General features: G+C 38.8%; 23 protein-coding genes and 1 riboswitch. Of the genes, 5 read left to right on the top strand and 18 right to left on the bottom strand.

Annotated features, from left to right (window positions below; all coding sequences use genetic code 11):
* Nucleotides 1-195 precede the first annotated feature (195 nt).
* The 4 genes from ABIE66_RS11645 to ABIE66_RS11630 all read right to left on the bottom strand — a co-directional run bounded on the left by ABIE66_RS11645 (nucleotide 196) and on the right by ABIE66_RS11630 (nucleotide 4,075).
* Nucleotides 196-1,470, bottom strand: a complete 1,275-nt coding sequence (locus tag ABIE66_RS11645) for an Nramp family divalent metal transporter (RefSeq protein WP_370014789.1) — start codon at nucleotides 1,468-1,470, stop codon at nucleotides 196-198.
* A gap of 70 nt (nucleotides 1,471-1,540) precedes the next feature.
* Entirely contained in the window at nucleotides 1,541-2,722 is a 1,182-nt protein-coding gene (locus tag ABIE66_RS11640) for a thiolase family protein (protein ID WP_370014788.1), read from the bottom strand.
* Between the two features lie 24 nt (nucleotides 2,723-2,746).
* Nucleotides 2,747-3,412, bottom strand: a complete 666-nt coding sequence (locus tag ABIE66_RS11635) for a 3-oxoacid CoA-transferase subunit B (RefSeq protein ID WP_370014787.1) — start codon at nucleotides 3,410-3,412, stop codon at nucleotides 2,747-2,749.
* Nucleotides 3,413-3,418: 6 nt separating this feature from the next.
* On the bottom strand, nucleotides 3,419-4,075 hold the full coding sequence (locus tag ABIE66_RS11630; protein ID WP_370014786.1) for a CoA transferase subunit A: 657 nt from the start codon (nucleotides 4,073-4,075) through the stop codon (nucleotides 3,419-3,421).
* A gap of 242 nt (nucleotides 4,076-4,317) precedes the next feature.
* On the opposite strand from ABIE66_RS11630, the gene ABIE66_RS11625 reads away from it, so the two are divergent.
* Nucleotides 4,318-5,103 (top strand): IclR family transcriptional regulator, encoded by a 786-nt coding sequence (locus ABIE66_RS11625; RefSeq protein ID WP_370014785.1) that lies wholly within the window; start codon nucleotides 4,318-4,320, stop codon nucleotides 5,101-5,103.
* A 307-nt stretch (nucleotides 5,104-5,410) separates the two neighbouring features.
* Here the strand turns inward: ABIE66_RS11625 and ABIE66_RS11620 are convergent, their stop codons facing one another.
* The 6 genes from ABIE66_RS11620 to ABIE66_RS11595 all read right to left on the bottom strand — a co-directional run bounded on the left by ABIE66_RS11620 (nucleotide 5,411) and on the right by ABIE66_RS11595 (nucleotide 11,610).
* The gene (locus ABIE66_RS11620; protein ID WP_370014784.1) at nucleotides 5,411-5,608 is read right to left on the bottom strand and encodes an AbiH family protein; all 198 of its coding nucleotides are present in this window, start codon (nucleotides 5,606-5,608) and stop codon (nucleotides 5,411-5,413) included.
* A 275-nt stretch (nucleotides 5,609-5,883) separates the two neighbouring features.
* Entirely contained in the window at nucleotides 5,884-6,255 is a 372-nt protein-coding gene (locus tag ABIE66_RS11615; RefSeq protein WP_370014783.1) for a hypothetical protein, read from the bottom strand.
* 138 nt (nucleotides 6,256-6,393) lie between these two features.
* Entirely contained in the window at nucleotides 6,394-7,968 is a 1,575-nt protein-coding gene (locus ABIE66_RS11610; protein WP_370014782.1) for a class I adenylate-forming enzyme family protein, read from the bottom strand.
* 28 nt (nucleotides 7,969-7,996) lie between these two features.
* Nucleotides 7,997-9,172, bottom strand: a complete 1,176-nt coding sequence (locus tag ABIE66_RS11605; protein WP_370014780.1) for an acyl-CoA dehydrogenase family protein — start codon at nucleotides 9,170-9,172, stop codon at nucleotides 7,997-7,999.
* A 169-nt stretch (nucleotides 9,173-9,341) separates the two neighbouring features.
* Nucleotides 9,342-10,247, bottom strand: a complete 906-nt coding sequence (locus ABIE66_RS11600) for a LysR family transcriptional regulator (RefSeq protein WP_370014779.1) — start codon at nucleotides 10,245-10,247, stop codon at nucleotides 9,342-9,344.
* Nucleotides 10,248-10,371: 124 nt separating this feature from the next.
* On the bottom strand, nucleotides 10,372-11,610 hold the full coding sequence (locus ABIE66_RS11595) for an MFS transporter (protein ID WP_289324807.1): 1,239 nt from the start codon (nucleotides 11,608-11,610) through the stop codon (nucleotides 10,372-10,374).
* A 159-nt stretch (nucleotides 11,611-11,769) separates the two neighbouring features.
* Between ABIE66_RS11595 and ABIE66_RS11590 the strand changes: the two genes are divergently transcribed.
* Entirely contained in the window at nucleotides 11,770-11,937 is a 168-nt protein-coding gene (locus tag ABIE66_RS11590; RefSeq protein WP_370014777.1) for a hypothetical protein, read from the top strand.
* Here ABIE66_RS11590 and ABIE66_RS11585 read toward each other — a convergent pair.
* The 3 genes from ABIE66_RS11585 to ABIE66_RS11575 all read right to left on the bottom strand — a co-directional run bounded on the left by ABIE66_RS11585 (nucleotide 11,907) and on the right by ABIE66_RS11575 (nucleotide 15,770).
* Nucleotides 11,907-13,898, bottom strand: coding sequence for an alkyl/aryl-sulfatase (locus ABIE66_RS11585; protein ID WP_370014776.1), 1,992 nt, complete (start codon nucleotides 13,896-13,898; stop codon nucleotides 11,907-11,909). The two genes, ABIE66_RS11590 and ABIE66_RS11585, sit on opposite strands and share 31 nt — an antisense overlap.
* Before the next feature lie 743 nt (nucleotides 13,899-14,641).
* A complete protein-coding gene (locus tag ABIE66_RS11580; RefSeq protein ID WP_370014775.1) occupies nucleotides 14,642-14,782 on the bottom strand; it encodes a hypothetical protein in 141 nt (46 codons plus the stop codon).
* Nucleotides 14,783-14,891: 109 nt separating this feature from the next.
* Nucleotides 14,892-15,770, bottom strand: coding sequence for a LysR family transcriptional regulator (locus tag ABIE66_RS11575; RefSeq protein WP_370014774.1), 879 nt, complete (start codon nucleotides 15,768-15,770; stop codon nucleotides 14,892-14,894).
* A 250-nt stretch (nucleotides 15,771-16,020) separates the two neighbouring features.
* Between ABIE66_RS11575 and ABIE66_RS11570 the strand changes: the two genes are divergently transcribed.
* Nucleotides 16,021-16,644 (top strand): chromate transporter, encoded by a 624-nt coding sequence (locus ABIE66_RS11570; RefSeq protein ID WP_370014773.1) that lies wholly within the window; start codon nucleotides 16,021-16,023, stop codon nucleotides 16,642-16,644.
* Nucleotides 16,645-16,731: 87 nt separating this feature from the next.
* The gene (locus tag ABIE66_RS11565) at nucleotides 16,732-17,274 is read left to right on the top strand and encodes a chromate transporter (RefSeq protein WP_289324800.1); all 543 of its coding nucleotides are present in this window, start codon (nucleotides 16,732-16,734) and stop codon (nucleotides 17,272-17,274) included.
* A 199-nt stretch (nucleotides 17,275-17,473) separates the two neighbouring features.
* Here ABIE66_RS11565 and ABIE66_RS11560 read toward each other — a convergent pair whose 3' ends face one another.
* The 5 genes from ABIE66_RS11560 to hutG all read right to left on the bottom strand — a co-directional run bounded on the left by ABIE66_RS11560 (nucleotide 17,474) and on the right by hutG (nucleotide 21,547).
* Nucleotides 17,474-18,790 (bottom strand): Na+/H+ antiporter NhaC family protein, encoded by a 1,317-nt coding sequence (locus tag ABIE66_RS11560; protein ID WP_370014772.1) that lies wholly within the window; start codon nucleotides 18,788-18,790, stop codon nucleotides 17,474-17,476.
* Nucleotides 18,774-18,902, bottom strand: coding sequence for a hypothetical protein (locus ABIE66_RS11555; RefSeq protein ID WP_370014771.1), 129 nt, complete (start codon nucleotides 18,900-18,902; stop codon nucleotides 18,774-18,776). Before ABIE66_RS11555 ends, ABIE66_RS11560 begins: the two co-directional genes overlap by 17 nt.
* Nucleotides 18,903-18,963: 61 nt before the next feature.
* A riboswitch (SAM riboswitch) is annotated at nucleotides 18,964-19,072 on the bottom strand.
* A gap of 336 nt (nucleotides 19,073-19,408) precedes the next feature.
* Complete coding sequence (locus tag ABIE66_RS11550) at nucleotides 19,409-20,080, bottom strand: SOS response-associated peptidase (RefSeq protein WP_370014770.1); 672 nt, start codon at nucleotides 20,078-20,080, stop codon at nucleotides 19,409-19,411.
* Nucleotides 20,081-20,140: 60 nt separating this feature from the next.
* Entirely contained in the window at nucleotides 20,141-20,296 is a 156-nt protein-coding gene (locus ABIE66_RS11545) for a hypothetical protein (RefSeq protein ID WP_370014768.1), read from the bottom strand.
* A 294-nt stretch (nucleotides 20,297-20,590) separates the two neighbouring features.
* Nucleotides 20,591-21,547, bottom strand: coding sequence for a formimidoylglutamase (gene hutG / locus ABIE66_RS11540; RefSeq protein ID WP_289324797.1), 957 nt, complete (start codon nucleotides 21,545-21,547; stop codon nucleotides 20,591-20,593).
* Nucleotides 21,548-21,671: 124 nt separating this feature from the next.
* On the opposite strand from hutG, the gene ABIE66_RS11535 reads away from it, so the two are divergent.
* The gene (locus ABIE66_RS11535; RefSeq protein ID WP_370014767.1) at nucleotides 21,672-22,574 is read left to right on the top strand and encodes a LysR family transcriptional regulator; all 903 of its coding nucleotides are present in this window, start codon (nucleotides 21,672-21,674) and stop codon (nucleotides 22,572-22,574) included.
* The last annotated feature ends 91 nt before the right edge of the window (nucleotides 22,575-22,665 follow it).

Here is a 22,665-nt window from a genome sequence, read left to right as displayed (position 1 = left end):
ATCGATGACCATCAGCTTTTCCGTGAAGACGTAAAGCACATATGCTTTTTTTATTGAGCTAACGGGGCAGCATTCCTGTAATAAATGAAAATGAGATTTGAGCGTAAAAAAAAACCTTGGTATGAAAGTGAGACTGACCAGCTAAAGGGAAAAATAAAGGCTGTCAAGAAGAAGATTCCCCACAGCCTTTACCGATTATTTCGTAAAAATTTCAATAAGTTCGTTAACCCCTAAATAGACGAACATGATGAGACAAGCTGTTAAAACCAAATTAGGAACCGCTTTGTTCCTAAACTCTTTATCAACCTTTTTCGAATTTAATAGTAAAATCAAGGAGATCGCCAGAAATGGCATAAATAATGCTCCTAAAGCTCCATATATGATGATTAACTCGACCGGTTTTCCGAAATAAAACAAAATCATTGGAGGGAATGTCAGCCAGGCTAGATAGGCACGATAAGCAGGTTCCGTTTCTGAAACAGCCTGTTTTCCTGGAGCCTTTTTCTTGCGTATCGTTTTGACAAAGTCAGCAAAAAGATACGGAACCCCATTCCAAACTCCAAGTAAGGAAGAAAAAGCTGCAGACCAAAATGCAATTAAGAATAACCAGCGCATGGGTGTGCCAAACTCCGCCCCAAGCATTTCGGCAAGTTGGATAAGCCCTTGATCGTCACGGATGCTGACACCTGTACCCGCAAGAAATTGAGCACCGATTATCAATGCAGCCAATGTAAAAATAGCTGTTAATGTATAGGCAACCTTGGTATCTGTTCTCATCATGGAAATCCAACCTCTTCCACTCCAGCTTTTTTCACTTAACCAATAACCATAGGAAGCCATTGTGATTGTTCCACCAACTCCACCAATCAAGCCTAGCATTAAAATGAATGAGCCCTCTGGAACTCTAGGAACGAATCCGATTGCGAAATCTCCTAAGCTAGGTAGGAAAAGAATCGCTGTACCGATAATCGTTACAAACATAACACCTATTAAAACTGTCATTACACGTTCAAACAGAAGATAACGGCCTGTCCAAACGAGACCGAAGCCTAGAATCGAATGGACGATAGCCCAAGCCCAAAGCGGCATGATTGGAAACATGGCGTGCATGGCCAATGCTGAAGTCGATGCTGCAGCTGCTCCATAGATAAATCCCCAAATGACTGAATAGATACCAAAATAACCTGTTGCCCATTTCCCTAATGAATGCCATCCATCAATCATGGTTTGTCCGGTTGCCAAATACCAGCGCCCTACACCTTCATTTAAAAAGTATTTCAAAATTGAACCGACAATAATGGCCCATACAAAGGTCATTCCAAAAGACGTTCCAATAACGATAGATGTTATCAAATCGGCAGTTCCTACACCTGTGGCAGCGACAACTATACCTGGTCCAACCTGTCTTAGTTTTTCCCCCATCGTAGCTGGTGGAATTTTGAGCTGTGGCTTATTAAGTTCTGTCTTCATGTAATACCTCCTCAGATGGTAAATGTCCCAAATATATTTGTTTAATGTAGTTCATTCATTTAGAATCGTCTTAGGCTAATTCTAATAAAATAGCCATACCCTGACCTCCGCCAATACATAGAGTCGCTATCCCGTATCTTTCTTGTCGTTTTTGCATTTCATGAATTAATTTTGTTATGATTATCGCTCCAGTTGCCCCTAATGGATGACCTAATGCGATAGCCCCACCATTGACATTGATTTTATTTGGATCCAGCTTCGCTTCACGTATCACGGCAAGTGATTGCGAAGCGAAAGCCTCATTCAATTCAAACAGCCCAATATCATCAACCTTCAGACCAGTCTTTTTCAAAAGATTTTCAATTGCGGGAACTGGACCGATTCCCATATATCGTGGATCGACACCAGCTGTAGACCAGTTAACGATTTTGGCAATGGGTTTGACACCTAAGTTAGAAGCCTTTTCTCGAGTCATTAAAACTAAGGAACTCGCTCCATCATTACGGCCACAGGCATTACCCGCTGTGACAGTTCCATCCTTTTTAAAGACTGGTTTCAATTGGGTTAATTTTTCTAAGGTTGTGTCTCTTGGGTGCTCGTCTATTTGGAAAATCGATGTGTTTTTTCTAGTTTTTATTTCAATCGGAACAATTTGCGATTTGAAGGATTCAGACTCAATTGCTAATTTTGCCCGATTCTGGCTTTCCAAAGCAAATGCATCCTGATCTTCACGGGAAATATTATATGTTTCCGCAACGTTTTCAGCCGTAACCCCCATACCTAAGTCTTTTCCATAAACTTCGATTGGCTGCTGGCCATTTTCGAGATTAGAATCAACAAGGTAAGGATTTCCTTCTCCATATCGTGAATTTCTTAAATAAATGGGGGCTCTACTCATATTTTCCGCTCCGCCGGCAACGACAATATCATCCGGATTAAATGCTAAGTGCTGAACCCCCGATACAACAGCCTGAATGCCTGAAGCACATAGTCGGTTTACTGTGAAAGCAGAGGCCTCCTGGGGAATACCAGCTCTTAATGCAGCAACACGTGCTAGATTAGATGATTCAGTGGACTGCCGTACCTCACCAAAAATTACTTCATTGATCTGCACAGGTGCTAGCCCAGCACGCTCAATCGCATCTTTAATGGTTGTTGCAGCTAGATTTCCAGCAGGTACATCTTTTAATCGTCCGCCAAATCTACCAATGGCTGTTCGGTTTGCGCTAACAATTACAAATTCATGATCCATTATAATACCTCCGGATTTTTAAATTCATTCGACTGAATACGCTTTCAAATTTGGTGAAATTATAAATTTTGCAGGTGTGATTTCTTTTAATTTCTCTACTGTACACCCCTTGCCTAACTCTTCTAAAACCATTTCATTATCTTTAAATCGAAAAACTGCATATTCAGATATTAATGTCGATACAACACCTTGGGCTGTTAGTGGAATATCGCAGTGATTGACAATTTTCGGATCGCCCTCTTTCGTGCAATGCTGAGTTGCAATGATGACTTCCTTTGCACCCACGACTAAATCCATTGCTCCACCAACTCCTAAAATATCCTTTCCCGGTACAGCCCAGTTTGCTAAATCTCCTGTTTCACTGACTTGAAGGGCTCCTAAAACGACTGTATCAACATGTCCGCCGCGAATCATCGCAAATGATTCGGAGGATGAAAAATAAGCAGCACCTTTTTGTGCGGTGACCGGTAATTTCCCGGCATTTATGATTTCAGGGTCTTCCTTCCCTTTCTCTGGCGAAGGACCTACTCCAAGGAGCCCATTTTCCGTATGAAGGTATACGGATTTATTTTCGGGTATATAGTTAGCAACCAGGGTCGGAATTCCGATTCCTAAATTGACGATTGTTCCCTCTTTTATTTCCATAGCAACCCTTTTGGCAATCATTTCTTTAATAGTAAGTGACGACATCTTCGGTCAATTTCTCCTTTCCACTATAAAATCCACGAACAAATGAGGCGTAATGATCTCCTCGGGAGATATCTTGCCCACTTCAACAATCTCCTCCACTTCAACTATAGTTATTTTTGCTGCACTAGCCATATCAGGATTAAAGTTCCGAGCTGTTTTTGAATAGATTAAATTACCCAACCTATCTGCTTTTTTAGCCTTCACTAAAGCCACATCAGCAAATAACGGTAACTCTAAAACATATTCTTTTCCATTAAACACGCGTGATTCTTTATTTTTTCCTATAAGTGTCCCTGCTGACGTGCGAGTATAAAATCCACCTATACCGGCACCTGCTGCTCGTAACCTTTCGCCTAATGTCCCCTGCGGAACCAGCTCCACTTCCAAAATGCCTTGCTTGACGTAACGGACGGCATCCATATTACTCGTAAAATATGAACCTATCCCTTTTTTTATTTTATTTTGGAGTAGAATCTTACCTAGACCTTTTCCTCCTGGTTCCCCTAGGTTATTGCTAATGATTGTTAAATCGGAAACTGGATGTTCAGCCAATGATTCTACCAAGTTAAGGGGGCATCCTACCAATCCAAAACCTCCTACAGCAACGGTGTCTCCATCTTTTATATACGAAACAGCTTCTGATGCAGTAATGATCTTATTCAATGTAGCTTAAAGCCTCCTCTTCCATGTAATGTAATCCCTTACATATTCATTGAAAAAAATTTAAAATAATAGTTGTGTAAATCCAATTATAGCTGTACACTATACGTACACCTTGTACATATAGTGTACCTTGGGATAATCATAAGTATCTTTTGTTAAGAAGTCAACCTAATTGTTTATTTTCCCTAACAATTAGACTGATAATTCACTAAATTCTCATTAACTTTAGGAGGAAGTTCGTGATGGATAATGAAACGGAACAATCATCTTATTTCGTCCAATCAGTCGCAAAAGGATTTGAAGTGTTAAAAGCTTTTGATTCAAGTTCAGCTAGTCTTTCGCTTCGGGAACTTGCAGAGCGGACAGGCATTAATAAAGCGACAGTTAGACGCTTTGCATTAACCCTTGTCGACCTCGGTTATCTAAGGTTAATAGAAGACAATAGATTTCAACTCAGCCCTAAGGTTTTGGATTTAGCGGTCCATTATTTACAAACATTGAATTTACCGGATCTCGCTCAACCAATCTTGGAATCTATCTCTGCCACTGTAAAGGAATCAACAAACCTGGCCATTCTGGATGGTGCGGAAGTTGTCTATGTTTCCAGAGTGAATGCAGCTAAAAGGATTGTCGGGGCAAACTTGAAGGTCGGTTCAAGGTTGCCTTATTATGCAACCTCATTAGGTAAAGCACTTGTTGCCTGGTTACCCGAAAACGAGAGGAAAAAAATTTGGGGAATCACCAATATCGAAGCTTTTACCCAAAATACAATCACCACTTATGAAGAATTCGAGGAAGACTTGGCCATAACCAGGTCACGGGGTTATGCGATAGGTGATGAAGAGCTAGAGGAAGGACTCCGCTCCATTTCAATGCCCATTATCAATTGGCAGGGTGCACCGATAGCCGCAGTAAATGTTTCTACCCAGGTCATCCGAACAGATAAAAAGAAATTATTAGAAATCTACTTACCAGCCCTTCAAGAAGGAGTTAAAAAGTTAAATCATCAAACGGGATCTAAAAGTTAAAATCAAAAACCCACTTATAAAAATTGAGGCCACTGAAAACTTTCGTTTTTTTAGTGATATTTGATTTAGTAGTAAAAAAGACGACTCCAATTTATTTTCATAAAATTGGAGTCGTCTTTTTGATTATTAAGGGTTCTGGTGCAAAAATGATTTTTTAGAAACATATACCTGAATATCCTATTCATGTATGAATTATGATGTAACTTAAAATAATTTGTGTATGAATTCAATCTCGCTTTGGACAGACTTCACCCCTTGTTGAAGTTGTCATTTTTTATTTCCCTGTATCACTTTCAGCTTCAGTTAATTAAAATAACATAGACAAAACTTGTACTTCATTATAAGCTATCCCTCCATCTGGCTGATGATTTTCATCTGGTACTATGAATTCATCAATTTTAATTTCGGGATAATTAGAAAGTGGATATTGCCTGAAAACATCATATGATGTTTTTAATTTATGAGAACTATCAAATCCGTTACCGATTATATAAAATTTAAACATAATCATACTCCTCTCATTAATAAATTTTCAATAATTAAACATCCATGTTATCTTAACAATAAAACTCCATCGTATTTATTTAGAAGTTACAAATATTAGTAATAAAGTTTTAAAATAATGCAGCTAATTCCTAATTTTACAGGAAACAAATAGAATCCATTTTAAAAAGATTAAACATATTGGATCCTAATCTCAGGTATAAATATACAGTTTTTGTTAATAATGACTTTTTTCATGAAACCTTATTACGTAAATCATGAGAAGCACTCATTAATTTAAAAGGGCCAATCATCTGGCGGATTCGGTAATGGGAAGTGATTGAAAAACAATTCTAGTTCTTTTCTTACATTGTCCGGGACACGGGTAATGCGCTCAATGACGGTGTCGAGTTCCGACCTCACCTTTTCCAAGTTACCGGGCACTAGCCGTACCATTGTGCGATGGTGATCAAGAGCCCTCCCTCTTGGATTGCAAGTTTCAACCCGATTGCTCATCTGGACATAGTTCTTACGACCATCAATGACAGTCCCAGTGTGCCAGATTGGGAAAGAAACGATTTTATATACGTTAACCTTGATCTGTGTCTGTTCTATATTTGCGTTTACAGGATCGTCTAACCGGAAAGCCCCCCAACATAGATATAGCAACTAAAAGCCTCACACGTCCCGATTCCAGGTTAACATGCGAGGCTTATTTTGCATTCATCTGCTCTATCTTATTTCCTGGTTTGCTGTAGGTATAAATGTTGAAATTAGGTCTTTTATGATATCCTTGTTCTGCCTCTCCTAGATGGTTAGAATACCTTGTGCAAACATCTTTCTTAATTCTTTCTTGTCAATTTTTCCAATCGGCGTTAATGGAAACTTATCAAGAAAATAGGCTACTTTAGGAACCATATACTTAGAGGTTCTTTGTTTGCAGAAATCAATTAACTCCTCACTAGTACAGGTCAATCCTTCTCGCAGTGTTACCACGACACAAACTACTTCTCCCCAATCCGGATGGGGAACGCCTATGCAAGCACTTAATGCAACAGAAGGGTGCTGGTTCACCACTCGTTCCACTTCTGAAGAATATACATTCATCCCGCCTGTAATGATCATATCTTTCTTCCTATCTACAATATAAAGGTAACCGCTTTCATCCCATTTACCAATATCACCAGTGTAGAACCAACCATCACGGATGTATTCCTGGGTAAGATCAGGTCTTTGATAATAGCCTACCATCATTGCTGGTGATTTTACGATAATTTCTCCAAACTCGGAAGGTTTTACATCATTTCCATCTTTATCAATCAGTCGAACTTCGGTAAAAATGCACGGTTTTCCACAGCTCTTCAAAATTTCCGAATTGTTATGATAAGCCCATAAATGAGCGCTTTTCGATAGTCTGGTAATGACAATATTACACTCTGTCATACCGTATTGCTGGCGCATGATAGGCCCGAATACTTCAAAAGCTTCTTTAAGGCGCTTTTGTGAAATTGGTGACGCGCCGTAGAAGATATTGCGCATGGAGCTCATATCATATTCCATCTTCTTTGTCTGATCAAGGAGTCTGTATAACATTGTCGGTACCATGAATGTCGTCGTAATTTTATGTTCCTTTATCGCCTGTATGAATGCTGCAGCGTCAAATGAGCCCATCACATATACATGGACGCCCGAAACAAGGGATCTCCAAAGTAATGAACCGGCAGAATGCACAATTGGCGTACTTAGCAATACCCGGTCTCGGTCGTCTAGCGGGTCTTCGATAGCCGCAGAAAGTATGGCGGCGCCGAGTCCTTTCTGGGAATGCATGACGCCTTTGGGTGTACCCGTCGTCCCGCCTGTGTATGACAGAAGGGCAATGTCTTTTGCTTCAGCTAATGGCAAGTCCATATTTTTTATTTCACCGGGCCATTGAAACTGTTCAAACTCCTCCGGATAATTAATATTAAATCCAGGAAGCCCAATGATATGGACACCGTCCTTCTTCATTTCTTCTAAATACTCAAATAAGGTTTCAAAGTGTGTCTGCGTAGCTATTATGACCACTTCTGGTTTTGCTTCCTTTAAAATGAATTTTATTTCTCGTTTCCCCAGTTTTTCACTTAATGGCACTAGGGTAGCTCCACATTGCTGGATAGCCAAACCAAACATCACACTTTCCAAACTGTTTGGAATGATAGAAGCTATGCGGACACCCCTTCCTGCACCCAAGCGAAGTAAATAAGAAGAGATAAGTTCTGTTTTTCTCCATAACTCTTCGTAAGTTATCGTTTCTCCGTTTGGCAACAAGGTAATGGCCGGCAGTTCTCCAAATCGTTTCATTCCTTTATTCAACAGTGACTGAAATGTCAACTTATTCAGCATAGATCATTTCCTCCCTCGATAAAGGGTTTTACCCTTTTAATAATGCTTTGGCAATTGTATTTTTTTGAATTTCTGAGGTTCCGCTTAATATCCGATACATTCGTGCACTCCTGTACATTTTTTCTACCGGATGCCCTTTTACCAAGCCTTTAGAGCCAAAGATTTGGATAGCCTTATCGGCCACACGGCTATTTACTTCTGAAGCAAACAGTTTAGCCATGGAGGTGCTGGCCCGATCCTCTTCTCCTTGATCAATTTTTTCAACCACATCATAGACCATGCACTTTGCCGCGTAGATTTCCGTCGCCATTTCTGCGAGCATATGCTGAATTGCCTGGAAGTCACCGATAGGCCGGCCGAATTGGACTCGCTTTTTAGCATGTTCAATAGATAAATTGAGAAGGTGTTGAGCCATCCCGATGAAACCGGCCGCATGGGAAGCGCGATTTGTGTTTATTCTTTTCAATCCGAGCAGTAACCCTTTTCCTCTTTCTCCGATTATATTGGCGGCAGGAACTCGACATTGATTGAAATTCAATTCAGCATGTATGCGTTCTCCTGATAGTGGGACTTGAATGTCTCCTAGTTCAAACCCCGAATGATGGGGTGTTTTTTTATCTACCAGGAAAGCAGTGATTCTATCTTCTTTTTCTCCTTTCTGAGTTTCTTTCGCTATGACAATGGCGAAATCAGCATAGGGGGCCGCACTGATAAAATGTTTTTTACCATTTAATATATAATCATTCCCGTCTTTAACGGCTGTTGTTTCGATAGCAAAAGCATCTGATCCAGCATTTGGTTCTGTAAGGGCAAAGCAGCAGCTAGCCTCTCCCGTCACCACGGGCATCACATATTTTACTATTTGCTCCTGTGTAAAACTTTCCAACATCTGACCAATTCTTAGCGGCCCGCCAACCTCCCCTATAACCTGCCCCCATAAAACCGCTCCGGAACGGGCCAATTCTTCCTTAAACATGCATAGCCCTTTTAAGCTAACATCTTGTCCCCCATATTTTTCAGGGAGGTTAATCCCGTAAAAGCCCAATTCCCTAGAGCGTTTTCTTACCCATTGTATGGCTTCCATCGGGATATCCTCTTCAGCGTTTAATTCATGCTCCTGTTCGTAGGGAAGCAATTCATTTTGAATAAAATCCTGTAACTTTGTTTGAAGCACCTCTAATTTCTCTTCCTTCATAGTTACCATAATTTTCTCCTTTCACCTTTGAATTTCACATTTAATTTAATATTCAAAATGTTATAAAATTAATTTTAAATGTAAATTATATTTAAGTAAAATAAAGAAATATGATACAAACATAAGAAATATTGATGTAAATGCAAAAAAATATTAGTTTCCCTATAATCATAGGAAACTAATATTTAAGAGTAGTGTAGAATTCGAGACATTTAATAAACTCTCTGGCAGCTTTTGAAAAATGTTGCTTCTTAGAGCGAACGTAACCGAATTCCATTGAATTATTTTCCAGATCTTGCAAAGGAATAGCCACAAGTTCCCCGCTTAGGAAATAGGGATCGCTGTTAATTCCAATATCATAAGAAAAGGAAATGGCTAATCCTTCAGCGACCGTTTTTTTGATAATCTCTGTATTATTTGTGAAAAACAAAATATTCATCTCACCGTAAAGAGTAAAAAATTCTTTAATAAATGTCTTCATTCTTGGTCCATTGTAGACGACTAAATCTTGGTCCAGCAGCTCTTGTGGGGTTATGCTTTTCCGGTTCACTAGAGGGGAATTCTTACTGACCGACACAATCACTTTTGCTTCCATTAGGGGCTGAAATTCCAACTCATTTTCTTTCGGTTTAACCCTTGGAATATTTAATAGTCCGATGTCTATCTTATCATTCAGTATATCTTCGGTTATCTCTTGTCCCCCTTTCTCTTCAATCATAATTTTCACCTCGGGATACTTCTTCTTAAATAACGCTAATGATTTAGGTAAAACCGTAAGAAATAAACCTTGTGTAGATGATAGGCGTAACTCTTTTTCCATCGTATCTGAATGTATTTGGGCACTGTCTCTTATTTCTTCCAATTTGCTTAATACTTCAAGAGCTTTCTGGATGATTTCCTTTCCATCTTCTGTAGGTATGGTTCCTAATCGTGACCTCTTGAAGATTTTTATACCTAATTCCTTCTCCAAACTCGTAATGGCCATGCTGATTCCAGATTGAGAGATATGTAGGCTTTCTGAAGCCGTGGAAATCGAGTTAACCTCGGCTACCTTAATGATATATTCCAATTGTTCAATATTCATGGTTCATTCTCCTTCTATCCTATTACAAATATAATACCTCTAACAGAAAGCCCTTTCAATTATAGAGAAGGAGAATCAGAACCCATCACAATGTCTGCACCAAAGCAGGACTCCATTCCTAGTTTTAAACTATGGTAGTTGTTTTTTCGTATTCTTTAGCTGGCTGTGCCCGATTATTTTTAATAGATACGGCAACAACCGTTCCCAATAGCGCCGTTATCACCAAAAACAGGAAAGCTGCATTATAGGAGTCATTAAACAAACTGATAATCAAACCGAGGGCTAAAGGAGAAACCGCACCTGCAATTTGACCGGCAAAAGTTACGAGTCCGGATGCAGAGCCCGTAAGTTCCTTTGGTGAGTATTTTATGATGATCGTGTATAGAACGGTTCCAAAGAAGGACAGCGCTACGGAGTTGAGAGTGAGATAAGTGATGATAAGTGCTATAGACGTGGCGTTAGACATTAAAAAGAGAAAAATTGCCGATAATAAAGCACCTGCAGCGGCAAGATACTTCTCCCGGTTAGCCATATGCTTATCCAGAAGCCAACCGCTTACATTAAACATCAAGAAACCAAAAATATAAGGGATTGCCAATAAACCCCCGGCTGCTATTAAATCAACCCCTTTTTCCTTAACCAAATATATAGGCATCCAAGTGATCAGACCATAGTTGATAATATTTGATATAAACTTGAAAGTTATGAGTTTCCAAATGTTTTCAATTTTAAATAAAAGTTTCAGAGCAACCTTTTTTTGTTTCGGTTTATCTTTTTTAACCGCTTGAGTTTCTTGAGGCTTTAGAATGAACCAAATTCCGAAAGAAATTAATATCCCTAGAATTCCGGCAATGGTAAACAAGCCCCTCCAACCGAAAGCCACCACCATGGAAGCGGCAAGTGCAGTACCTAATATCCCGCCAATATTCTGGGCAGACAAGAAAAACGAATTTGCCCGGCCCCGTTCTTCTTCCGGGAAGTTATCTCTTATAGTGGACATACTGGCAGGATAGAAAGGCCCTTCACCTAACCCGAACAGAAAACGGATGAATAATAAAGACATAAATGACCAAGCAAACCCCGACATTACCGTGAACAAAGACCAACTGAATAAAGAAACAGTAACCATGACTCTGGCTCCGTACTTATCGGTCATCCATCCACCAAGCGGTTGCATGAGAGAGTAACTAACAAAAAATATACTGATTAAAAAACCTGTCTGGGACGTATTGAGATGAAACTCATCTGCAATTGGAATAATACCGACATTTATGGCAACACGATCAAAAAAGCTTAAAATCATTCCAACAAATAAAAGGCCGCTAATCATTAATTTTCGTTTCTTACTTGCATACAGCTGCATTACCCATCACTCCATCTTTTATATTTTCACAAAACTCCCTCCCTTGAAGGAAGCGCTTACAATCCCTTTCAAATTACAAGACTTGAAATTTTTCTTTTTATGGTTATTGATTATTGTTCTGTGACTTTTAGGAGCGTTTCATTCATTAAAAAACAATGAATGAATTTATTAAAACGAAAATGGATGCCTACAGGATTAATTGATACATTCAAACCCACTAGACTATATATTAGACTCGTGGGTACAGATATTGGTCACCGATCCATCCTGCTTACAGAATATAAAGCGATTGATTATCACGGAGTAACGATATTAATCTTTGGTTGAAATTGATCCAGCAAAGACAAGAAATCTTCGAATTTTTCTTTATTACCAGAAATGGAAACTTTCCCGGCCGCCTCCATTTTGGATAAATCTTCACGTCCTAGAGCAATCTGATAGAAGGTTATTCTATCTAATGTTAATGTTGCATCAGGAGTGGACGCCATTTTCCCTTTTTTGAAATTTAACACAGAATTATCCAAATCAATCATGTAATTAGTTTTCGAATCTGTAAATTTCATATTGAATGTCATATTTTTATTTTCCGCTTTTGTTCCGTTTAATTTAATGGATAAGAATTTCAGGAAATCATCCATTGGCATATTGAGCAGCGTATCAAGATTCATCATTCCGCCACTTCCCTTCGAGTCTGCCACACCATTCCTTAACTCATCTGCGCCGGTAAGATAGAAATTACGCCACACAGAAGATTCAGCTGAGTATCCTAATTGCTCATAAGCTTTAGCCAGTAAATTTTTTGCTTCTGTATTTTTGGGATTGGCCATGACTACATGCTTTAAGACTTGAGCAACCCAGCGATATTCCCCTTTTTTATAATCAAGTTTTGCCCGCTTGATGACCTTCTTTTCCCCACCCATATATTCTATATATTTAGCTCCCGATTCCTCTTGTGGTAATGGATCCAAGTCGGATGGATTACCGTTGAAATATCCTAAATAAAAATTGTACACCGCTTTTACGTTGTGTTTCAATGTTCCGTAATACCCCCGATTGGCCCAGACTTTATCCAACTTTTCAGGAAGCTTTAACTTTTCCGCGATTTCATCTGGTGTGAGACCTAAATTAGCTAATCGTATGGTTTGGTCATGAATATATTTGTACAAATCACGTTGACTTTCCAACTGTTCCAGAACACGGTCTTTCCCCCATATAGGCCATGTATGGGCGGTAACCATAGCATCTATATCTTCATTTCCAAACAGATCTACTGTTTCATCAAGTGCCTTTACCCATTTTAAGGTATCTCTGGTTTTAGCTCCCCTTAATGTATAAATATTATGTAACGTGTGTCCGGTGTTTTCGGCTACCACTAAAGTTTTGTAATCATTGATATAGTAATGCATCTCAGATGGAGCTTCTGAATCCGGCGTCAATAAAAATTTAAATGTTATTCCGTCTATTTCCACCGTTTGAATATCATCCTTTACTTCAATCGTTGGAGGTAAATAGCTAAAAGTTCCGTTACTTAATCCCGGGCCAATACCAGAAGTTACAAATCCTTTTTCATTTGCAGGTAAAAGATTTCCGAACATATACCCTGCACGCCGAGACATTATATTACCTAAAAGAATGTTCTCACTTAGCGCTTCTTCGTTAAATCCTTCTGGGACAATAATGGGCACCTTTGCTGGATTTTCAGCGTATTGAGCAATGCCTTTTATACCACCAAAGTGATCCGCGTGACTATGACTAATAACTATTGCACTTACTGGTTTTTTGGGTCGATGTTCAAAATACAGTTCCATGGCTGCATTGGCTGTTTCAATTGTAGAAAGTGTATCCAAAACGATTAATCCTGTTCTTCCTTCAACTATGGTAAGCACTGATAGATCCTGTCCCCGAACTTGATAAACTCCATCTACAACTTTAAATAAGCCCGTTATATTTTGTAATTGAGCCTGTCTCCACAAGCTAGGGTTTACAGTATAACTTGCCGGCTGATCTTCTTTGATGAATGAATATCGATTGCTATCCCATACTACGTTACCTTTTGAATTTTTAATTGGATTCATATTTAAAGGTGCAATAAATCTCTTATGTGCATTTTCGAAATCTTCCTTATCTGTAAAATCCAACTGTTTATAAACAGCCTTATTTGCTGAAATTGTTGAATGTGTTGCCGGCATTGGCATATCGGGCGCAGCATTTGTAACAGAAGGTCCTACTAGTAAAACAAAAACAAATGGAACGGAAACAATTCCTTTAATAAAAGATTTATTGGACATTCCATACCCCTTTCCCATTTGAGTTTTTAGATATCAAAGTTGTAATTTCTTCTTTATATTGAAACGGTAGTCTTTCTATTTTTTAAATATTTAGAATAATGTAACTTTATTTTATAATTGATTTGTCATTAAGTAAATTTACTATTTTTCATGGTAACTTCAATTTTATTTATATAAAATCCACTTGTATCCATTAATACAATTCGTTTTTTAGCTATGGCTCGGAAGCTAAAAAGCATTCATGCATACTTAATTTCCGGTATATTTTGAACATAAAGACATTATGAGATAGTTTTTTCTATAGAAAATATGTAATGCCCCATTTTGTTATACATTTCATATAAAGGTGCGTAAGCTGTATATCCAAATGCAAAAATGCCCCTCTCTATTGAGAAGAACCTTTATCCAATGTAAAAACCTCTAACTTTTTATATTGTAGAAGTCTTTGCTTTTGCATCTACTAATTCGAACCTTTAAGCTGGTTTAACGAAGATTGAGAACTCAATTCTAAAAATTAGAAGAAAGCCTGCGGCAATAAAGAAGGAATACACAAAACCAAGTGATACGTTTTCGTATGCGATTGTCAAGCACACCAGTGATAAAAGGCCTCCCTGCTATATTCATAAACGATGCGCTTTGGCTCGTCATTAATCCTGATCGGCCAGGAAGTAACTACATTAAAACCTTAAGGCTAGTCATTAAAAAAGTATAGGCACAGCCTTTTGCCATGCTTTGAGCGATGGTTATCCAGGTAGGGGCATGAAAATCGTGATGGAAGCCAAGACCATGCCTGTTTTCAATACGCTATATCCCAATTTCATCTCTGCGATTCTAGTAACGTAACCTGACCTCCATAGTCCCAGCCACATCGTAACCAAAACCATGAAAACGCTGCCAATAAACTTTTTTCAAAAATTATTTGAACACTTTGTCACCTGCCAAAAATTTCACTTTAAATGTAACCAAACGATGAGAGGTGACGTAATTCACTCACTATCGAAGAAAATCCACAAAATTAGACACCCCTATTTTATTAAAACGCTTGTTTTTCCTGACCAGCCACAGATTTCTTGTTATATCTATTCTGGAAATACCCACTTCCCGCAAAAAACCTTGTTCCAATTCCCTGGCAACGGTCAACCTTGGCAAAATGCTGATTCCAAGTCCAGCCTCAACCGCACTTTTTATCGCTTGAGTACTACCAATCTCCATGTAGCTTTCTATTTTTTCTAAAACCCCATGCTCCCTTAACATGTTTTCTACGATAAGTCGTGTCCCTGATATGGATTCACGCCATATCATCCTTTCATTTCCCAATTCCTCTAGCTGGATTTCTTTTCTGTCTTTCCATGGGTGGTCAAATGGACAAACCAATATCAATTCGTCTTCGGCGAACTTGTCTACAATAAAATCGGTGTTTTCCACAAGTCCTTCCACCAAGGCCAAATCAATGACATCGTTTGATAAATCCTCTAGAACCCGGGGGGTATTTTTTATCGTTAATGTCACTTTTATTTCAGGCTGTTGTTTTTTGAATTTCCCGAGCAAGCTCGGCAACAAATACTCGCCGATTGTCAAGGATGCACCTACTATGAGGTTAGCATTGTACTCGCCCGTTGATTGCTGAATCACTACTTTTGAATGGTTAAAGTCATTTACAATAGCTTTTGCAAAAGGGTATAACAACTTTCCTGCTTCCGTCACTCTCAGCCTCCCTTCCTCTCGGTCAAATAACAAAGTGTTATAAAAATTTTCCAATTGATGAATCTGTCTTGTTGCCGCGGGTTGAGATAAGAAGCTTAACCTCGCTGCCTGGCTTATACTTCCTTCATCCACCACTAAACAAAACATTCTTAGATTTTCTATTTTCAAGAAACCGACCTCCTTGTCTTTTAATGGTTTAATAAAATGATAGCATCATATAGCTAAATGGTGAAATAAGAAAACAACGCTATTTCCCCTGATTAGGTGGGCATTAATGAAATTCTATATAAAACGGATAAAGCTTCTGGGTATAACGTTTTGTTATACCCGATGATTTTGTTGCAATTTACCTAGTCCTTTTTCTTTGATATGTTAATGATAAGAATTAAACAGAGCAGCAAAGGAAGTGAGGATGTCAATGAAAGGACAATGGAAAACACTGTTCCAATTATTTTGGACCTTTTTTAAAATGGCACCTGTGACATTCGGAGGCGGGTTTGCGATGATCCCCTTAATCGAAAAAGAAGTAGTGGAGAAAAGAAAATGGCTGACAAACGAAGAAGTTACGGATGTTTTTGCTTTATCTCAATCCGTACCGGGAGCTGTCGCCATTAACTCCGCCACCTTTATCGGCCATCGAATTGCCGGAATGAAGGGCGCAATGGCAGCCATGATCGGTGTTTCATTACCTACATGTTTAATTGTTCTAATCCTCGGCATTATGTATTTTTTCATTCACGATAATCCGAAGATAGAATCCGCATTCATATCGATTAGAGCTTCGATAGTGGCCATCATCGCTTATGCGGCTATCAAGATAGGAAAAACGGCTATTGTTGACAAATCAACTTTCTGTATTTTGATAGTTGGAATCCCAGTCCTTTTCTTCGTTCACCCTGTTTTGGTTATATTAGCAGGGGCTATAACAGGTATTGTGACCATCTCTATTAAGAGGAAATTAGGTTTCGATGTCAAGATGGACCGAAAAGAAAAGAAAATAGAAGAAAACGATTTCGAATACTTCATGGGTGCTGGCATATAGGTTCCATGAAAGATCACAGTTATTTTTCTGAAGGTTATAGGAATAAACGGTCTAACTAATTTTCAAGAAAGTGTGTGATGTATAATAATGGAATTGTGGGAGTTGTTTAGCACCTTCTTTATTATCGGCTTTGTATCGTTTGGAGGCGGATACGCCATGATTCCGGTAATAGAATCGGAAGTCTTACAGCATGGGTGGATGACGACGCAACAATTTACCGATGTAATCGCTATTTCCGGCATGTCTCCCGGGCCTATCACCACCAATAGTGCCATTCTCGTAGGCTATTCGACTGCTGGATTAGCAGGAGCCATATCATCCGTTCTCGGAATCTTGCTTCCAGCCATTATACTCGTAACCGTTATAGCCACCTTCTTCAGCAAATTGAATCATTATCCAGTTATTCAATCGATGTTTTATGGATTAAGACCCGTTGTCACTAGTTTAATCCTCTTTGCAGCTATCAGCTTTGCACTTTCCAATCATTTGATAGCCCTGAACTTTTCTTGGCATACGATAAGCTTATTACTCGTTTTTGGATTATCGTTATTTGCCCTATTGAAATTACGCTGGCACCCAGCCTATGTCATTATTCTTTCTGGTTTAGTTGGTGTTGTCCTCTATTCATAACGACTAGCTCACACAACCATTATGCGTTGGGTTAATCAATATGAATCGGAATTCTTAAACATTGATAACACTTAAACTGATGGAAGAGCGAGGTGACATCGCTCTTTTTAATTATTTTTTACCAATGTTTCCATACACCTTACAAAGTAAAACCCTGAATCTAATGATTCAAGGTTTATTTTCATGCTTATTCTCATTATTAAGAAGTACGTTTCTTCGTTTCATTATCTACCGGCTGAAATCGCGGATAACCAATCAAGATGGCTATGACTCCACAAAGGCCAATTAGTATTGGGTAATATGAATACGGCAAGATGCTTATCGGAGAAATATGTGCTACCCCAGCTGCAACAAGCAGTTGTGCCCCATATGGAATTAACCCCTGAATGCAGCATGCAAAAACATCAAGCAAGCTCGCCGATTTACGCAGATCAATCCCATACTTTTCAGCAATATTTTTGGCAAGTGGCCCGGCAATGATAATTGATATCGTGTTATTTGCCGTGGAAAGATTCGTCAAACCAACAAGCCCGGCAATGCTGAATTCAGCCCCTTTTTTAGTTTTGCTGTTTCGGGTCACGAGGTGGAGAAGATAATCGATACCTCCATTATGCTTGATTACAGCTACCATGCCTGCGATTAAAATGGCCAGGAAAGAGATTTCATACATTCCCGCCATCCCTTCTCCGATTTTTTGAATGACACCCAACGGTTGATAACTTCCATCCGCCAAGCCGATAATTCCGGCAAATACGATTCCGATGGATAGGACCAGGAACACATTTACACCTGCCAATGCAGTGATCAATACACAAAGATATGGAAGGATCTTCACCCAATTATAAGAATGTTGAGCGATGGCAGCTTGTTCACCCATTGTTAAAACTCCAAGGATGACACATGTGATGATGGCCGCAGGTAAAACAATGAAAAAATTCACTTTGAACTTATCCTTCATTTTCGTTCCCTGCGTACGAACTGCAGCGATTGTCGTATCTGAAATGAAGGAAAGGTTATCCCCAAACATCGCACCACCAATAACGGCCGCCATTGAAAAAGCAAGCGAAATATCGGTTTGCTCACTAATTCCCACCCCAATAGGTGCTAGTGCTACAATCGTTCCCATGCTCGTCCCCATGGATAGAGAGATAAAGCAAGCGATGATGAAAATCCCTACCATTAATAGATTTTGCGGAAAAACCGCTAAGGCAAGATTCACCGTAGATTCAACTGCCCCCATGCCATTTGCAACTTCGGCAAAAGCGCCTGCCAAAAGGAAAATGATAACCATTAACATAATATTGGCGTCCCCGGCACCTTTACAGAAGATATCAACCTTATGATTGAGTGTCTCTTTCCGATTCATTGCCAATGCAGCTGCCGATGCAATTGAAATCGCTACAATCACCGGAAAAGAATAAAAATCTTTAGTAATGATTCCGGACCCTATAAATAAAATTAAAAAAACGACAAATGGGATCAATGCCCACGGATTCCCTTTATTGTTTGCACTCATGATGAACACCTCTTTTTATTTTTCCCATGACATGTGTCACAGCACTTATTCTTCTAACATTTTTCGTAAATAACACCTTCATGGAAGCTATAGCTAAAAATACTTTCAGCATAAAAAAGACCTCTTCCATTAAACACAACAAGAAGAGGTCTTTTAGTTTATAAAAAACGCCCTCCTTATCTTTCAGGCAAAAATCAGCCTGCTGGATTTGGCACAGCACTCCTATTAAAGTCTGCTGCCGAGACATCTTCGGGCCAGTCCCTCCGTCTCTCTTGATAAGAAGATTTAAATTATATAATGATATTATCAAATGCACCGGTGTCCAAGAGAAAAGAAGCAGGCTGGTAACTTGCTATAACCACTCCAAGTTTACCTCTGTCCACTCTCGGAAAGTGACATCGAAAGCCCTTTTTGAAAAGCAAATATAAGAGTACAGCATTTTATGTATTTTCGCAAGGTTTAGTTTAAAAGTATTTCAAGTGTGGACCTTAATATTATAAACGGACTTTTACATGTACAGTAAATAAGGTTTTTGGGTTAATTGTGATATTTGGATGAAATCTCGAATAATGTCATTTGTCGGGACGGAACTAAAATAAAAAGAGGTCTAAGGACCTCTTAGCAAATTTGTTGTATTAGGTTTGGTGAATTATTTTTAGTTGAATTCACATCAGTCGATACCTCAAATGCTTCCATTTGTTCAGAATCGAATGGTTTTAAATACTGCTGCAGAAAGGCAGGATCATTAATGGATGGATTCAACCAATCTTTTTCATCTTCAGGTTTAAGGATGACAGGCATGCGGTCATGAATGCTGGTCATTAGCTCATTAGGAACGGTTGTTATAACTGAGCACGAATAGATGTTGATTCCTTCTGGAGATTTCCAGGATTCCCAGAGACCGGCCATTCCAAATGGCGCATGATTTTTAAGCTTTATTCGCATGGGTATTTTTCGCCCGGGTTCCTTCTTCCACTCATAAAATGAATCAGCGATTATCAAGCATCGTTTCTTCTTATACGCATTCTTGAAGCTTGCCTTCTCAGCAATGGTTTCCGCTCTGGCATTGATCATTTTGTAGCCCAGTTTTTCATCTTTTGCCCAGAAAGGAATGAGTCCCCACCGAAGATATCCAAGTCGATTCCTTGCCCCGTCATTAATGACGGATAGCACGGAGTGGGAAGGTGCAATATTGTAGCTGAATTGGTATTCTTCATCAAAAGGTCCTTGAATATTAAACCGTTCTTTTATTTCTTCAATGTCCGTGAAAAGCGTGAAACGTCCGCACATAATATCGCCTACCGTTTTAGGATTTATTACAGTGTAACAAATGGGACGGGCAGGTACAAATCAGCGTTCTAAAATCCTGATGTCAGTAAATGATTGATTAAATAATTCGCTGGAAATCAAAAGTGTGCCCAGGACTTCTCTCTCATCTTCAGCTTTAATGATTTCTGACAAAATTAAGGTACTGCCATTCCTGACCGTTACATTATATTCATTCATAGGATCCCCCTCATTAGGTTAGATGGTTGTTATTATAAACCAAAAACCCTCAAGTATCATTATTGACCTTTAGTAGAGTCGTAGTTAATCCACTAATGCTGAGTCTATATAGGAGTTCACCGCTATTTACATATACATAAAAAAGACTGTCCATGAATGATCACAGACAGTCTGGTCAAAAGGTTTTTCACTTCAACAAATTTTTACTGATGATGATAATGGGGATAGCAAAAAGGTCGATGAGGAATACCTCTTGTTATTGCGTGGGAGTTACCCATAATCCATGTCCATATATTATTTAAAATTCAGCAAAACCTCATTTATTAAATGTGCTGCCAAAGTAACCGTTTTATTATTTTCGTCCAACGAAGGATTCACTTCCGAGATATCAAAGGAGAGGATCTTTTCATTTGATACGACATGCCTAATAATCGCACGGACCAATTTCGGATTAAGTCCAAACGGAGAGGGGGCACTTACCCCAGGTGCGTAGGCTGAATCAATAACGTCCGTACATAATGTAAGAATAATGAAGTCATTTTTCTTAACGAATTCATTTATCCGCTGCTTGGTTTCATCCATTTCGTTCAATGACAAATCTTCTTCCAATATGTAATCGACCTTATTCCTCTCAGCAGTTTCAAACAGGGCCTTCGTATTTCCCTGTTTCTGAATTCCGACACATAAATATCCACAACTTTGATCCTCGTCCAAAATCTGCTTAAACATCGTTCCTGATGAACTTTCTTTTTCATAAGGCCTCATATCAAAGTGAGCATCAATATTAATGATTCCTAACCTAGCCTTTGGTCCAATGTATTTTCTAATCCCAAGATAATGGCCATAAAAGGTTTCATGTCCTCCGCCAAGTATGATAGGAATCGCTTTACTCTCCAATATTTTGGCAACAGCTGATCCCAGTTGAGTTTGGGCAGCCTCCATCTCTGGACCTTCACACGTTACATTTCCAGCATCCAACAACTCTGTTTGGGAAGATAAATGACATGGTAATTTTGCCAAGGACTTCCTAATGTGATCAGGACCCTCTGCAGCACCAATCCTGCCTTTATTCCTTTTGACTCCTTCATCACATTTGAAGCCAATCATTCCAAAGGTTCTGGATGCTTCGGAAGAGATGGGTAATTCCGAAATCGGTGCCAAACGTACTCGTTGGTGGTATCTGAAGCTGTCCATGTCAGTATGGGAATCAACCCTTCCATTCCAATAATCCAAATTCGGTTTAATATACATAATTTTCTCCTTTATTTTAAAAATTCCGAAATATCTTTTTTAAAAATTATAAATGAGATAATATATAATTACCAATACTAAATTTTAATATATCTATAGTTTAAAGCTATAGAAAGGAGAATATATGGATTTGCGCCAACTTCGTTATTTCACTACCATTGTCCAAGAAAAGAATTACTCCCAAGCTGCTAAAATACTACATATATCTCAACCTTCCTTAAGCAATGCCATCATGAAATTGGAAAAAGAAATTAGTTTGCAGCTTTTGGAACGTAATACAAGGGGGCTAGAGCTTACGGAAGCAGGGGAGATTTTTTATACGAGATCTGTTGACCTGTTAAGAAAATTCAATAATATGCAAGTGGAACTTGAGGAAATGAAGGATGTTGGAAGTGGAACAGTATCAATAGGTTCCATTGAATCATTCAAATTTTGGTTCCCGAAGTTAATCAGGAACTTTAAAGTCAATTATCCTAATATTCATATAAAAGTCAGGGAAATATTAGGGGAAGAGAAAGTTATCGATTCGTTAAATCGGTATAATGTTCATTTCACCATCACGAACCAGCCCATTAACAACGAGGAAATCGTGTCCACCCCCCTATATAATGAAAAATTCATGCTTTTGATCCATAAAGATGATGAGTTAAACAAAAAAGAGTCCATCACTTTCCAAGACCTTGCAAAGAAAGAATTGATCATCAGTACAACTGGATTTCAAACAAGAGATGATATCTTAAAAGCATTTAAGGATGAAAATGCAATTCCCAATATCTTATACGAAATAGAAAGGCTTGAAGCAGCTTGCAGTTTGGTGGAAGAAGGACTTGGGGTTACAATTTTACCGGAAACCTATATAAAATCCGCTGCAACATGCAATACTGCAATTCGTGCAATAGATTCGAATTCTTTGGAAAGGACTGTTTACCTGGCCTATTTGAAAGATCGATATCTGTCTCCTGCAGTATGTAAGTTAGTAGAGGAAATACATAGCTTTTTTAAGTGGGATGTTAGGAACGATGCCTAAATGCTGATTCTCTAATTTAAAGGAAAAGACACCATTGCTCATTGTGATTCACTTTATACAAAGAAAATACTTTAGACTTCCTGCCAATGAG

This window comes from Peribacillus sp. B2I2 (assembly GCF_041261685.1).
Taxonomy (GTDB): domain Bacteria; phylum Bacillota; class Bacilli; order Bacillales; family DSM-1321; genus Peribacillus.
Note: the sequence above shows the minus strand (reverse complement) of the source record. Positions and strands in the feature narration are given on the sequence as shown.